This is a genomic window from Rhodococcus spongiicola (genome assembly GCF_004011835.1).
GTDB lineage: Bacteria > Actinomycetota > Actinomycetes > Mycobacteriales > Mycobacteriaceae > Prescottella > Prescottella spongiicola.
The window spans coordinates 17,877-31,539 of sequence record NZ_RKLN01000005.1 but is presented as its reverse complement, the minus strand read 5'-3'; the positions used below and the strand labels follow the sequence as shown (position 1 = coordinate 31,539).

General features: G+C 66.8%; 14 protein-coding genes. 12 read left to right on the top strand and 2 right to left on the bottom strand.

Going from position 1 to position 13,663, the window contains the following annotated elements:
- Positions 1–14 precede the first annotated feature (14 nt).
- The 9 genes from mftE (at position 15) to eutC (ending at position 10,906) form a co-directional block, all read left to right on the top strand.
- Complete coding sequence (gene mftE / locus EF834_RS13525) at positions 15–695, top strand: mycofactocin biosynthesis peptidyl-dipeptidase MftE (RefSeq protein ID WP_127947769.1); 681 nt, start codon at positions 15–17, stop codon at positions 693–695.
- An 82-nt stretch (positions 696–777) separates the two neighbouring features.
- A complete protein-coding gene (mftF, locus tag EF834_RS13520) occupies positions 778–2,175 on the top strand; it encodes a mycofactocin biosynthesis glycosyltransferase MftF (protein WP_127947768.1) in 1,398 nt (465 codons plus the stop codon).
- A 2-nt stretch (positions 2,176–2,177) separates the two neighbouring features.
- The gene (mftG, locus tag EF834_RS13515) at positions 2,178–3,656 is read left to right on the top strand and encodes a mycofactocin dehydrogenase MftG (RefSeq protein WP_127947767.1); all 1,479 of its coding nucleotides are present in this window, start codon (positions 2,178–2,180) and stop codon (positions 3,654–3,656) included.
- A 67-nt stretch (positions 3,657–3,723) separates the two neighbouring features.
- On the top strand, positions 3,724–5,019 hold the full coding sequence (locus EF834_RS13510) for a GAF domain-containing protein (RefSeq protein ID WP_408014519.1): 1,296 nt from the start codon (positions 3,724–3,726) through the stop codon (positions 5,017–5,019).
- Between the two features lie 85 nt (positions 5,020–5,104).
- A complete protein-coding gene (gene adh / locus EF834_RS13505; RefSeq protein ID WP_127947766.1) occupies positions 5,105–6,628 on the top strand; it encodes an aldehyde dehydrogenase in 1,524 nt (507 codons plus the stop codon).
- Positions 6,628–7,170 carry a DUF779 domain-containing protein gene (locus EF834_RS13500; protein ID WP_127947765.1) on the top strand — a complete coding sequence of 181 codons (543 nt, stop codon included), beginning with the start codon at positions 6,628–6,630 and terminating at the stop codon, positions 7,168–7,170. The genes adh and EF834_RS13500 overlap by 1 nt, the downstream gene beginning before the upstream one ends.
- Before the next feature lie 129 nt (positions 7,171–7,299).
- Positions 7,300–8,754: an ethanolamine permease gene (eat, locus tag EF834_RS13495; protein WP_127947764.1), complete on the top strand. Its 1,455-nt coding sequence runs from the start codon at positions 7,300–7,302 to the stop codon at positions 8,752–8,754.
- On the top strand, positions 8,751–10,157 hold the full coding sequence (locus EF834_RS13490; protein WP_127947763.1) for an ethanolamine ammonia-lyase subunit EutB: 1,407 nt from the start codon (positions 8,751–8,753) through the stop codon (positions 10,155–10,157). The genes eat and EF834_RS13490 overlap by 4 nt, the downstream gene beginning before the upstream one ends.
- Positions 10,154–10,906: an ethanolamine ammonia-lyase subunit EutC gene (gene eutC / locus EF834_RS13485; RefSeq protein ID WP_127947762.1), complete on the top strand. Its 753-nt coding sequence runs from the start codon at positions 10,154–10,156 to the stop codon at positions 10,904–10,906. The genes EF834_RS13490 and eutC overlap by 4 nt, the downstream gene beginning before the upstream one ends.
- A 79-nt stretch (positions 10,907–10,985) precedes the next feature.
- Here the strand turns inward: eutC and EF834_RS13480 are convergent, their stop codons facing one another.
- Positions 10,986–11,366, bottom strand: a complete 381-nt coding sequence (locus tag EF834_RS13480; protein WP_127947761.1) for a DoxX family protein — start codon at positions 11,364–11,366, stop codon at positions 10,986–10,988.
- Entirely contained in the window at positions 11,363–11,944 is a 582-nt protein-coding gene (locus tag EF834_RS13475; RefSeq protein ID WP_127947760.1) for an NADPH-dependent FMN reductase, read from the bottom strand. The genes EF834_RS13480 and EF834_RS13475 overlap by 4 nt, the downstream gene beginning before the upstream one ends.
- 119 nt (positions 11,945–12,063) lie before the next feature.
- On the opposite strand from EF834_RS13475, the gene EF834_RS13470 reads away from it, so the two are divergent.
- From EF834_RS13470 to EF834_RS13460, 3 genes are read left to right on the top strand one after another with little or no spacing between them, the layout of a single operon-like run.
- On the top strand, positions 12,064–12,636 hold the full coding sequence (locus EF834_RS13470; protein WP_127947759.1) for a MarR family winged helix-turn-helix transcriptional regulator: 573 nt from the start codon (positions 12,064–12,066) through the stop codon (positions 12,634–12,636).
- Positions 12,572–12,928, top strand: a complete 357-nt coding sequence (locus EF834_RS18750; protein WP_408014512.1) for a class I SAM-dependent methyltransferase — start codon at positions 12,572–12,574, stop codon at positions 12,926–12,928. Before EF834_RS13470 ends, EF834_RS18750 begins: the two co-directional genes overlap by 65 nt.
- Complete coding sequence (locus EF834_RS13460; protein WP_127947757.1) at positions 12,859–13,539, top strand: YoaK family protein; 681 nt, start codon at positions 12,859–12,861, stop codon at positions 13,537–13,539. The genes EF834_RS18750 and EF834_RS13460 overlap by 70 nt, the downstream gene beginning before the upstream one ends.
- The last annotated feature ends 124 nt before the right edge of the window (positions 13,540–13,663 follow it).

Sequence of the window (13,663 nt, the reverse complement as noted above, 5' to 3'; positions counted from 1 at the left end):
CCTATCATCGACCGATGGAGCTTGCCCGCACTCCCTGGCCGGACGTGCCGCGCGACGAACTCACGGTCGCGGTCCCTGTCGGCTCACTGGAACAGCACGGCCCACACCTGCCGCTGGACACCGACACTCGGATCGCCGCGGCGGTGGTGGGCGCTCTGCCGGGCGTCGCGTGCTCGGCCGCCATCGAGTACGGCGCCAGCGGCGAGCACGAGGGATTCGCAGGCACGATCTCACTGGGCAGCGCGGCGCTCGAGTTGCTGCTCGTCGAGTACGGGCGGTCGGCGTGTCGTTGGGCTCGGCGTGTCGTGTTCGTCAACGGGCACGGCGGGAACGGTCCAGCGCTGACGAAGGCGGTCGAACTGCTGCGATACGAGGGACGGGACGTCGCCTGGATCCCGTGTGCGGTGCCCGGCGGCGACGCGCACGCCGGGCGTACGGAAACATCCATACTGCTGCATCTCTCGCCGGACGATGTCGCGATGGGCCGTGCGGAGGTCGGCAACCGGGCCCCGATCTCCGAACTGATGCCTGTTCTACGGGCGGGCGGCATGCTGGCAGCCACGGCCAACGGTGTCTTGGGCGATCCGACGGGCGCCTCGGCCGAAGAGGGCCGGCGGTTGTTCGACGAGCTCGCCGATCGCGCTCGAAAGGCACTCTCGGAATGGGCGCCGGGACCGGACGGGAGATTGATGTGACGGGTGCGGTGATTGGCCTCTCGTGTCCGGAATTTTTCCAACAAGGTCTGCCTGCCTGTCCCGTCAGCTCTACCATCGTGTGATGCGCGATGCTCGACTGCCCGACGGGTTCGGGATCCGGATCGACCCCATGGTGCGCTCTTACTCCGGCGGCCGCGTTCTGATCGGTGGGTCGCCTACGCGCATGCTCAAGCTAGCGCCCGCCGCCGTTGACATGATCGGCGGTGGCTACCTCGAGGTCGTCGACTCGAGAACGGCCGTCGTCGCGCGTCGACTGCTCGATTCCGGGGTGGCGAACCCGCGGCCCATGACCACACCATCGCCGAGCGACGTGACTGTCGTGGTGCCGGTTCGGGACAACGTCGACGGCATCGCGCGCTTGATGCCGACCCTGCGGGGACTCGAGCTCGTCGTCGTCGACGACGGTTCCGCGAGTCCGCTCGAGCTGCCGGATGTTTCCGGCTGCACTGCGCACGTGACACTGCTGCGGCACGACCGTTCCCGCGGACCGGCCGCGGCGCGAAACACCGGATTACAAGCAGCGAAAACACCTTTCGTTGCTTTCCTGGACTCGGACGTGGTTCCCCAGACCGGGTGGCTCGAACGCATGCTCGGGCATTTCAGCGATCCCTCGGTCGCGCTCGTGGCGCCGCGAATCGTCGCCCTAGAGCCTGACGGTGCGATGCTCGCTCGGTACGAGCACGCGCGATCGTCGCTCGATCTGGGCCGCAAGGAGTCTGCGGTCCGTTCGGGCGGCGCTGTCTCGTACGTACCGAGCGCCGCGATGCTGGTGCGTCGAGAGGTTCTGGCGGACGCGGGCGGGTTCGACGAGGCGATGCACGTAGCCGAGGACGTCGACCTGTGCTGGCGGCTACAGGAGGCCGGCTGGCGTCTGCGCTACGAGCCTGTCGCCCATGTCGCGCACGACCATCGCGTCTCCTTCGGGAGGTGGTTCACCCGCAAGGCGTTCTATGGAACCGGGGCAGCCGAGCTCGCGGCGCGGCACGAGGGCATGGTGCCACCGATCGCGATGTCGAAGTGGACGCTGGTGTCCGTCCTGGCCGTCGCGAGCTGCACCCGAACCGGGATCCTCTCCGGGCTGGTGACTTTCCTGATCACCGTGCTGCGGCTACGCCGCACGTTCGTCGACCTCGATCGGCCCACCCGCATCGCCGCGATCCTCGCCGCACGTGGTTTCAGCAGCGGCGCGTGGCAGGTCGCGTCGGCGATGTGCCGGTCGTACTGGCCCGTCACCTTGCTCGCTGTGTTGTTCTCACGTCGGATCAGGCGCCTGGTGGTGGCCGTCGCGATCACCGAGGGCGCGGTGGACTGGGCGACACATCGGGAGCCCGGAGGGCTCGGGCCGATCCGGCACACGATGTTCAAGCGCCTCGACGACGTCGCTTACGGTGCAGGCCTGTGGCGAGGCGTCATCAAGGCCCGGGATTTGCGAGCGCTCAAGCCCCGCCTCGGTAGCTGACCGTGGCGGCGGTCGGCGGCTTCCCGGAATCTGCGGACGTGGTCGTCGTGGGCGCAGGCTCGTGCGGGAGCGTCCTCGCCGGCCGGCTGAGCGAGGATCCCGAGCGTAACGTCGTTGTCGTCGAATCCGGTCCGGGCCATCGTGGTCCGGAGGAATTCCCACCCGACTTGAACGACGCGGGTGTTCTCCCGGTGGGCCCGAACAGCCGCTGGACCTGGCCCTACCCGGTGGAGTTGACGAGCGGTCGATCCGGCTGGATCGCGCGTGGCCGGGTACTCGGCGGATCGGGTGCGGTCAACGGAGGCTACTTCGTGCGGGCTCAGGTCGAGGATTTCGGCGACTGGCCGGCGTCGTGGTCGTACGAGCAGGTGCTCCCGTTCTACAGGGCGATCGAGACGGATTGGGACTTCACCGGACAGTGGCACGGGACGGACGGTCCCATTCCGGTTCGGCGTGAACCACTGGAGGCGTGGCACCCGATCAGCAGCGCGTTCGCCGACGTAGCGCACGCCGCGGGCCATCCTGATGATCCCGACAAGAACGCTCCCGGTTCGAAGGGCATCGGGCCGGTGCCGTTGAACATCCGCGACGGGGTCCGGGTGGGGCCGGCATCTGCGTACCTGATCCCCAATCTCGACCGGCCCAACCTGACCGTCCGGTCCGACACGACCGTTACCCGGGTCCTGTTCTCGGGCACGCGGGTAACGGGACTCGAGGTCTCGACCACCTCCGAGGTACGGATGATCCGTACCTCGGAGGTGGTCCTCACGGCCGGTGCCGTCGCGACACCACACCTGCTGATGCTCTCCGGCATCGGAGATGCCGACCACCTGTCCGCCCTGGGCATACCGGTGGTCGCGGACCTGCCGGAGGTCGGCGCAGAGTTCACCGATCATCCCGAGATCGTGGTGCCGTACCGCTACAGGAGGCCGGTGACACGGACTCGGCGGACGCCGGCTCTGCAGGTGACACTCAACACTGGTGCGATCGAAATGCGGCCCTATACAGCGTCGTTCGGTGACCTCATTCCCGGGGCGGGGGCCGGAAAGCCGTGCCTCGGTGTGGTACTGATGCGTCCGCACAGCCGTGGTGAGATCCGCCTGTTGTCGGCCGACCCCGGTGACGTTCCGCGGGTGTCCTACCGCTACCTCGAGTCGGCCGACGACCGTCGGACCCTGCGGGATGCGGTGTCCCACGCGGAGGAACTCATGCATGCCGGGCCGATGAGCCGACTGCTCGAGCCCGAGCCGATCGAGCTGTCGGATCAATGGCTGGCGGATCACCTCGGCACGTCGCTACACCTGTCTGGGAGTTGCCGGATGGGCGTGAACGAGGACGAATCGGTGGTCGACGAACGGTGCCGAGTACACGGCGTCGACGGTTTGTTCGTCGTAGACACGTCCATCCTTCCGACCGTCCCCAGTCGTGGACCCCACGCGACCGCGGTCATGGTCGCACTGCGTGCCAGCACCTTCTTGTGACGGGCGTTACAGTGGCCTCGTGAGCTGGCCTCGCGAGCGCGAGACGATCGGCACGCGAACGGAGGTGATGATGACGATGCGGGAACCCGCACCCAATCCGTGGATCGCGGTGCGGCCAGGCGAGGACTTCGGCCTGCTCGCCGAGCGGACCTCTGTCGCGCACCAGTCATTCGTCGAGTCGGCCGGGACTGACGCGGCCGTCCGGTCCGTCGTACGCGACTCGTGGCTGCGCAGCCGGGGGAACGGCGTGAGCCCCGACGGGCCCGACGACTCGGTAGCGATCGACGGAATCGAACTCGAGCGGTACCGCAAAACACACAGGCTCGCGGCCATACGTCCCGTGGTGCGTCGCCTGCTTGTGGACGATGTCGTCGACACGGGGCTGCTGATCGCGATCAGTGACGATCGGGGCCGGCTGTTGTGGGTCGAAGGCGATATCGCCGCGAAGGACCGCGCGCTGCACATGAACTTCGTCGAGGGCGCCGACTGGAGCGAGGACCGGGTAGGGACCAATGCACCGGGTACCGCCCTCGAACTCGACCACGGGGTGCAGATCTTCGCAGCCGAGCACTTCAACCGGGCGGTCCACGACTGGAGTTGCTCCGCTGCCCCAGTTCACGACCCGGTGACCGGACTCATCCTCGGAGCCATCGACATCACCGGCGGTCCCCGCGTCGCTACGCCGGAGGCGCTGGCGCTGGTCCGGGCCACAGTCGCTGCCGTCGAGGCCGAACTTCGTGTGCAAGCGCTCACGGCGCCGCCGATCGCGTCGGGTCCGGCTCGGCTCGAGGTTCTCGGCCACGGACGTCCGGTGCTGCTCCTCGACCGGGAGCGGCTCGAGTTGTCCCGGCGGCACGCCGAGATCCTGGTGTTGCTTGCCGAGCACCCGGAAGGGTTGACGGCCGATCATCTCGGCGTGCTACTCGACGAAGGCGAACTCGACACGGTAACGGTGCGGGCCGAGATGTCGAGACTCCGCAGGGTGTTCGGGGCCCATCGCCTCGGTTCGCGGCCCTACCGGCTGCTGGCTCCGTTGGAGTCCGACCTGTCGGACGTGCGTGCGCACCTCGACCGTGGCGACGTGGAATCGGCCTTGCGCCTGTACGAGGGGCCGGTGCTCGCGGGTTCGGATTCGCCGGGAATCGCCGAGGTACGCGAGGACTTGTGGGCTCGGGTGCAGGCCACGGTGCTGCGCTGCGGCGACCAGCGTGTGCTGGCGTCCTGGACCAATTCGATCCACGGGCGCCTGGACCGCGATTCCTGGGTCGAATACCTGTCGACGCTCGATAGTCGTTCGCTGCTGCATGCGCAGGCGGTCGCACACCTGCGCATGCTCGACCGTCGGTTCGGAGCCCACTTGTGACCGTGTTTGCAACGTGGTTGCAACGTTCTCCCGACTAGTGTCCTGAATCACATTCCGAATGTGACTACACAGACAGGAGTCTTCGATGACCGTGTATGCCCGTCCTGGTTCGTCCAACGCACTGATGGCTTTCGAGTCGCGGTACGGGAATCTGATCGGCGGCCAGTGGGTGGCCCCGGTGAAGGGTCAGTACTTCGAGAACCCGACGCCGGTCACCGGTGAATCGTTCTGTGAGATTCCTCGTTCGACGGCCGAGGACATCGAACTCGCGCTCGACGCCGCGCACGCCGCCGCTCCGGCCTGGGGCAAGACGTCGGCGGCCGAGCGCGCCGTAATTCTCAACAAGATCGCTGATCGGATCGAGGAGAACATCGAGAAGATCGCGCTCGCCGAGTCGTGGGACAACGGCAAGCCGATCCGGGAGACGCTCAACGCGGACATCCCCCTCGCGGTTGACCACTTCCGGTACTTCGCCGCCGCCATTCGTGCGCAGGAGGGTTCGTTGTCGGAGATCAACGCCGACACCGTCGCCTACCACTTCCACGAGCCACTCGGCGTGGTCGGCCAGATCATCCCGTGGAACTTCCCGATCCTGATGGCCACCTGGAAACTCGCGCCTGCCCTCGCGGCCGGTAACGCCGTGGTCCTCAAGCCGGCCGAGCAGACCCCGGCATCGATCCTGTACTTGTTCAGCATCATCGGTGATCTGCTGCCGCCCGGCGTCGTCAACATCGTGAACGGATTCGGTACCGAGGCGGGTAAGCCACTCGCTTCGAGCCCGCGGATCCGGAAGATCGCGTTCACCGGCGAGACCACCACGGGCCGACTGATCATGCAGTACGCCTCGCAGAACCTCATCCCGGTGACGCTCGAACTCGGGGGCAAGAGCCCGAACATCTTCTTCTCCGACGTCCTCTCCGCCGCCGACGCCTTCCAGGACAAGGCGCTCGAGGGGTTCACCATGTTCGCCCTCAACCAGGGTGAGGTGTGCACCTGCCCGTCGCGCTCGCTGATTCAGGAGGACATCTACGACGAGTTCCTCGAGATGGCAGCAATCCGAACCAAGGCTGTGCGCCAAGGCGATCCGCTCGACACGGAAACGATGATCGGTGCGCAAGCTTCCAACGATCAGCTCGAGAAGATCCTGTCGTACATCGAGATCGGCAAGGGCGAAGGCGCCAAGATCGTCACCGGTGGTGAGCGTGCCGAACTCGGCGGCGACCTGTCGGGCGGCTACTACGTACAGCCGACGATCTTCACCGGCCAGAACAAGATGCGGATCTTCCAGGAGGAGATCTTCGGACCCGTCGTCTCAGTCACTTCGTTCAAGGACTACGACCAGGCCATCGAGATTGCCAACGACACCCTCTATGGTCTCGGCGCCGGTGTGTGGTCTCGGGACGGCAGGGTCGCGTACCGCGCCGGCCGCGACATCCAGGCCGGTCGGGTCTGGACGAACACCTACCACCAGTACCCCGCGCACGCGGCATTCGGCGGCTACAAGCAGTCAGGCATCGGCCGCGAGAACCATCTGATGATGCTCGAGCACTACCAGCAGACCAAGAACCTCCTGGTGAGCTACTCCGAGACGGCTCAAGGCTTCTTCTGATGGACGGCTCTCGGGCGCCGCGGCGCCTGAAGGCAACTGCCGGGGCGGCGGAGCTGCTGCGCCGCCTCGGTGGTGTCCACGGGCCGCTGATGATGCATCAGTCGGGCGGTTGTTGCGACGGTTCCGCGCCGATGTGTTACCCCGACGGTGAGTTCATCGTCGGTGACCGAGACGTGCTCCTCGGCGTCCTCGATCTGCGGCTCGACGTCGGGGAGACGGCGCCGACCCCGCCCGATGCCGCCGACGCGGTGCCGGTGTGGATTTCCGGCTCGCAGTTCGAGGCGTGGAAGCACACGCAGCTGATCCTCGACGTCGTCCCCGGCCGCGGAGCCGGGTTCAGTCTCGAGAGCCCCGAGGGGCTGCGGTTCCTCAGCCGCGCACGCGCCTTCACTCCCGAGGAGAACGCACTACTTGCCGCCGAGGATGTGATCGACGGCGAGGGATGGGAGCGAGGCCGCAGGTACCCGGCCTCGCTCGAGCCGCAGATTGTGTCGGAGGCGGTCGACGCGTGCCCGGTTCCGCAGTCGCACGCTGACTCGTAACACCTTGCAGGGAGGCGTATCTGGGGTTCACGTCGTCGTCACGATCCGTTGACGCGACCGGCACACATCGCACCTAACGTTCGCTGCGGCGCAACCGCGCCGCAGCGAACGGCTGATATGGGGGACTGAATGTCACGAGTCGAAGATTCCACGAACGCCGGAGCAGTCCAGCATCACGATGCCGCCGACTTCCACCCGGAAGACAGCAGCTATCTGGAGAAGCGCACGCTCCGTAAGGGATCGGCGGGCTGGCTGTTGTTGGCCGGCCTCGGCGTCAGCTACGTCATCTCCGGCGACTACGCCGGATGGAACAACGGGCTCGCCGAAGGCGGCTTCGGTGGTCTGCTCATCGCGGGTGTGCTCATCGCAGGCATGTACCTGGCGATGGTGCTGGGAATGGCGGAGTTGTCGTCCGCGCTCCCCGCGGCCGGCGGCGGATACACCTTCGCCCGGCGTGCACTCGGGCCGTGGGGAGGGTTCGCCACGGGCACTGCCATTCTCATCGAGTACTCGATCGCTCCCGCCGCCATCGCCACCTTCATCGGCAGCTACGTCGAGTCGCTGAACCTGTTCGGGATCACCGACGGATGGTGGGTGTATCTCGCGGTCTACGCCATCTTCATCGGGATCCACCTGACCGGCGCCGGTGAGGCTCTCAAGGCAATGTTCGTCATCACCGTCATCGCACTCGTGGGCCTGGTGGTCTTCGCGATCTCCGCAGTCGGCTTGTTCGACTCGGGCAACCTCTTCGACATCGCCCCTACGGATGCGGTCGGGGCCTCGAGCTTCCTGCCGTTCGGGCTGATCGGCATCTGGGCGGCAGTGCCGTTCGCGATCTGGTTCTTCCTTGCCATCGAGGGTGTCCCCCTGGCTGCCGAAGAAGCGCGAGATCCGGAGAAGAACGTCCCGCGCGGAATCATCATCAGCATGGTCGTGCTGCTCGTTACCGCTGTCACCGTGCTGTTCCTGGCCACCGCGGCTATGGGCGCAGAGGGGCTGTCCACTTCGGGTAACCCACTGGTCGAAGCCCTCGGCGACGGCACCGCGGCCAAGGTTGTCAACTACATCGGACTCGCGGGCCTGGTCGCAAGCTTCTTCTCGATCATGTACGCGTACTCCCGGCAGACGTTCGCATTGTCCCGCGCCGGATATCTGCCGAAGAGCCTGTCGGTCACCAACTCTCGCAAGGCGCCCACCCTGGCGCTCGTGGTTCCCGGAGCCATCGGTTTCGTGCTCTCGCTCACCGGCGAGGGGGCGATGCTGCTCAACATGGCCGTATTCGGTGCCGCCGTCAGCTACGTGCTGATGATGGTCAGCCACATCGTGTTGCGTAAGCGCGAGCCTGACATGCGACGGCCGTACCGGACGCCGGGCGGCGTCGTGACGACGTCGTTCGCCCTCGTGATCGCCACGGCCGCGGTGATCGCGACCTTCCTCGTCGATCCGGTGGCGGCGCTGTGGACGTTCGTCGCGTTCGCGGGCTTCATGACGTACTTCGCCCTCTACAGCCGGCATCACCTTGTTGCCAATTCGCCCGACGAGGAGTTCGCTGTTGTAGCAAGGGCGGAGGAAGAACTGGTATGACCACCTACAGCCAACAGGTAGCTGGAGTCGGGTACACATTCGACGGCCTGGTGGACCTTATGGCGAAGGCCACGCCCCTGCGGAGCGGTGACGAACTTGCCGGGTGCGCGGCGTCCTCCGACGCGGAACGTGCTGCCGCCCAGTGGGCGCTCGCCGACGTCCCTCTGCAGACCTTCCTCGAAGATCTGGTCGTGCCCTACGAGGACGACGAGGTCACCCGTCTCATCATCGACTCGCACGACCGGGCCGCGTTCGGGGAGATCGCACACCTCACGGTCGGCGGATTCCGGGACTGGCTGCTGGACACCGCGGCGGGCGAGGACGCGGCGGACACCTTCCGCCGGATCGCGCCCGGCCTGACCCCCGAAATGGTCGCCGCGGTCAGCAAGATCATGCGGAACCAGGACCTGGTCGCCGTGGCCGGAGCCGCGGTCGTGACATCGGCCTTCCGTACCACCGTCGGCGTACCGGGCCGGCTCGCGACCCGGCTGCAACCCAACCACCCGACGGACGACCCCCGCGGTATCGCCGCGGCCACGCTCGACGGTCTGCTGCTGGGGTGCGGGGATGCGGTGATCGGGATCAACCCGGCGACGGATTCACCCCGCGCGACCGGCGAGCTGATCAACCTGCTCGACGACATCCGTGTGCGGTTCGACATCCCGGTGCAGTCGTGCGTCCTCTCCCACGTGACGACGACGCTCGAGCTGATCCATCAGGGTGCGCCGGTCGATCTGGTCTTCCAGTCGATCGCGGGCACCGAGGGCGCCAATTCGGGATTCGGGGTGAACCTGTCCCTGCTGCGGGAGGCCGACGCGGCGGCGCGCGCCCTGGGGCGTGGCAGCGTCGGCAGCAACGTCATGTACTTCGAGACCGGCCAGGGATCGGCGCTGTCGGCGGGCGCGCATCTCGGCACCGGCGGGCGTCCCGTCGACCAGCAGACGCTGGAGGTGCGGGCGTACGGGGTGGCGCGGGAGTTCGCGCCGCTGCTGGTGAACACCGTCGTCGGGTTCATCGGGCCCGAGTACCTCTACGACGGGAAACAGATCATTCGTGCCGGTCTCGAGGACCACTTCTGCGGGAAACTCCTCGGGCTGCCGATGGGTGTCGACGTCTGCTACACCAACCACGCCGAGGCCGATCAAGACGACATGGACACCCTGCTCACGCTCCTCGGTGTCGCCGGCACCGCGTTCGTCATCACGGTGCCCGGCGCCGACGACGTAATGCTCGGCTACCAGAGTTTGTCGTTCCACGATGCGCTGTACGTCCGCCGGGCACTGAGACTACGCCCGGCACCCGAGTTCGAGGCATGGCTGCAGCGCCAGGGGATGGCCGACGCATCCGGTCGAATCCTGCCCGTTGACCTCGCGTCGTCGCCGCTGCGGGAGCTGGTCCGATGACCGATGCATGGGCAGAGCTGCGGAACACCACCCGGGCACGGATCGGACTCGGGCGCGCCGGTAACGCACTTCCTACCCGGCGCGTGCTCGAACTCCGGGCCGCCCACTCGGCAGCACGCGACGCCGTGCACGAACCACTCGACGTGGAGACGTTCGCCGCGCAGGTCGCGGGCGTCGGGGTCGGGGCTCCAATCGTCGTGCACAGCCGTGCCCGCGATCGCAGCGAATACCTGCGCCGACCGGACCTCGGCCGCATCCCCACCTCACTCGATTCGGTTTCCGGCGCGGGTGCCGACATTGGTGTCGTGTTCGCCGACGGCCTCTCGCCCCGAGCGTTGACCGACCATGGGGCGACACTGCTCGCTGAACTCGTCGAGGTGCTGGGGGAGCGGTACCGCATCGCGACACCGGTGATCGCGACGGAGGCACGGGTTGCCCTCGGCGACCACGTCGGGCAGGCGCTCGGCGTCGCCACCGTGCTCGTCGTGATCGGGGAACGCCCCGGCCTGTCGGTGGCGGACAGCCTGGGGATCTACCTCACCCACCTGCCGGTTCCGGGCCGTGTCGATGCCGACCGTAATTGCGTCTCGAACATCCATCCCCCCGACGGCCTCGGCTACCGGGACGCCGCGCTTGTCGTGTCCGCGCTGGTCGACGGGGCCCGGCGGCTGGGACGCTCGGGCGTCGCGCTCAAGGACACCTCCCGAGCGGACCCGCTGGCTTCCCCGTCCCCGATCCTCGAGCTCTAGGTTTCCGTAAGCCGCGACCGACCCCGCCCCGAGTGGCTCGGGGCGGGGTCGGTCGCGGCTTACGTCAGTGCTCGAGACGTCAGAAGCTCTGCGGGCCTATCCGCTCGATCGCCACGAACAGTGCTGCCGCGAGCAGTACCAGGTTCATCACGACGTTTGGGTACTCCTTGTGCCGCAGGTGGGTGATCGCAGCTCCGATCATGACCACGACGAGACCTATCGCCGCGGCCGGTACCAGCCACGTGGCGATGCCGAACGCGCCGGGCAGGATCAGCCCGAACGCCGCCGCGACCTCAGCAGCGCCGATGAACTTGAAGAGCCCCGCAGGGAAATCCTTGGCCCAGTGCATTGACTGGTTGGACGCGACCAGATCGTCCTTGGACTTGAGCAGTTTCATGCTGCCGGCCATCAGGAACATGGCGGCGAGGAGGCCGGTGACGATCCATACGACTACGTTCATGCCGCCAACTCGTTCCGGACGCGAGCGGTGCGCAGGGCCCGTCCCCAGGACTCGAGCTGGTCGAGCATCCTGCCGAGGTAGTCCAAGTGCAGATCGGCAGGCCTGAACGTGGTGAAGTTCTCGAAGTCGGTGTGCATGGAGAACGCCATCGACTGTTGCACGTGTGCGATCCGAACCTCGCTCAGCACACCGCGCATGTGCTCCACACCGCGCGCGCCCCCGCCGCCGCCGTAACCCACCAGCGCGGCGGCCTTGTCGTGCCACTCCGCCTGGAGGTAGTCGACCGCGTTCTTCAGCACGCCCGGCATCGAATGGTTGTACTCCCCGATGATGAAGACGAAACCGTCGTACCCGTCGATCTTGGCTGCCCATTCCTGGGTGTGGGCGTGCTGGTACTGCCCCATTATCGCGGGGATCGGCTCGTCCAGGTGCGGCAGCGGGAAGTCGGCCAGATCCACCAGTTCGTAGGTCGCGTCGGCGCGACCCTTGGTGCGCTCCACCACCCAGTCCGCCACTGCCTTCCCGTTCCGGCCCGGGCGGGTACTGCCCAGGATGACGGCGATCTTCAGGTCACTCATCGAACCGTTGCTCCTTTGCTGACGACCCGCACGGGCCATCACTTGAACTTTCAAGTAACACCACAGTTGCACAAGTTGCATGAACGTTCAAGTCATGCCTCTTTTCCTACACTGATGCCATGGACACCACCGACGAACGGTGCCTCCACGCCCCGCCGGCCGACGCGGTGGCCGAGGAGGTTCGCTGGCTGACCGCCGATGAGCTCGACACCTGGCACGCCCTCAACCTGCTTCTCGCCAAGCTGCCCGCAGCGCTGGGCGCACAGCTGCAGTGCGACGCCGGCCTCAGCTTCGTGGAGTACTACGTACTGGCCGGCCTTTCCGACCAGCCGAACCACACCGCCCGGATGAGCAACCTGGCGGTCATCGCGAACTCCGAGCTCTCCCGCCTGTCCCACCTCATGAGGCGGCTCGAGAAGCGCGGCTACGTCCGACGCGAGCCGGACCCCACGGACGGTCGCTTCACCAACGCAATCCTCACCGACGAGGGACTCGCCCATCTGACTACCGCGGCCCCCGGCCACGTAGCGGCCGTGCGCAACCTGGTCTTCGACGCCCTCGGCACCGCGGAACAGCAGGCGCTCCGAACCGCCGCATACGCGATCACTGCGCAACTCGACGGAGCCTGTGGGGCGTCCGACACAGGCGGGATTCGTGAGGCCACGGCAGAACGGGACCGTCCCAGGGTGTGAAGCCCACTCTGTACATGACACGAAACAGCTTGCGAGAAGCCTGCAATCTCTCGTCGCAGAGCTTCCCGCCGGGACGGCGGTGGACGTCGGCTGCGGCACAGGCGACAACTCGATCTATCTGGCACGGCATGGCTGGGAAGTAGCCGGAATTGTCGCAGATCAGACCAGACCTTCAAACCGCCGACCAGGCGCGATGGGTGCTACCGGGACTATCGTCCAGGCATGGCCCTCCGCAACCCCCGAGGTGTCGCAATTGTCGCATTGCTCCTGTCCGGCATGGCCGGATTCGTAGATGCGCTGGGATTCCTCACGCTCGGTGGCTACTTCGTCTCGTTCATGAGCGGTAACTCCACCAGGCTCGCGGTCGCAATGGCCGACGGCTCCTTCGCAACGGCGTTCACCGTTGTCGGAATCGTCGCCCTGTACGTCCTCGGGGTGATGGCAGGGTCGCTCACGGGCCGAACAGCCGGTCCTCGTCATCGCCCCACCGTCATGGTGTTCGTAACCGGGCTGCTCATACTTGCAGCTGCAACACACGCTCTGGGTGCGACACCCGTCGCGGTCAGTCTGATGGTCCTCGCGATGGGCGCCGAGAACGCGACCTTCGAGCGCGAGGCCGACGTGAGCGTCACCCTCACCTACATGACCGGGACGCTCGTGAAGATGGCGCAGCGCCTCGTGACCGCTCTGACCGGTGGCGAACGCTGGGGGTGGGTGCGGCACTTCCTTCAATGGCTGGCGATGGTGATCGGCGTTGTTCTCGGAGCCTCTGCGCACCGAGTACTCGGACTGAACGCGTTGTGGCTGGCGGCGCTGTGGGGTGCGACCCTCGCGGGCGTCTTGTCCCGGATGCCGCCGTCCGTAGGGCTCACCGACGCAGACCGTCGCGGCGCACACAAGTGACTGTTGACGGTCGCCGGGAGATCCACGGCGCGAACATGCGTGAGTTGTCCGGCGCACTGGTTGATCGGACCTGACGGGCCGCGAAAGTCCCAGCGCGAAAGTCCCAGCGCGAAAATCCCTGACG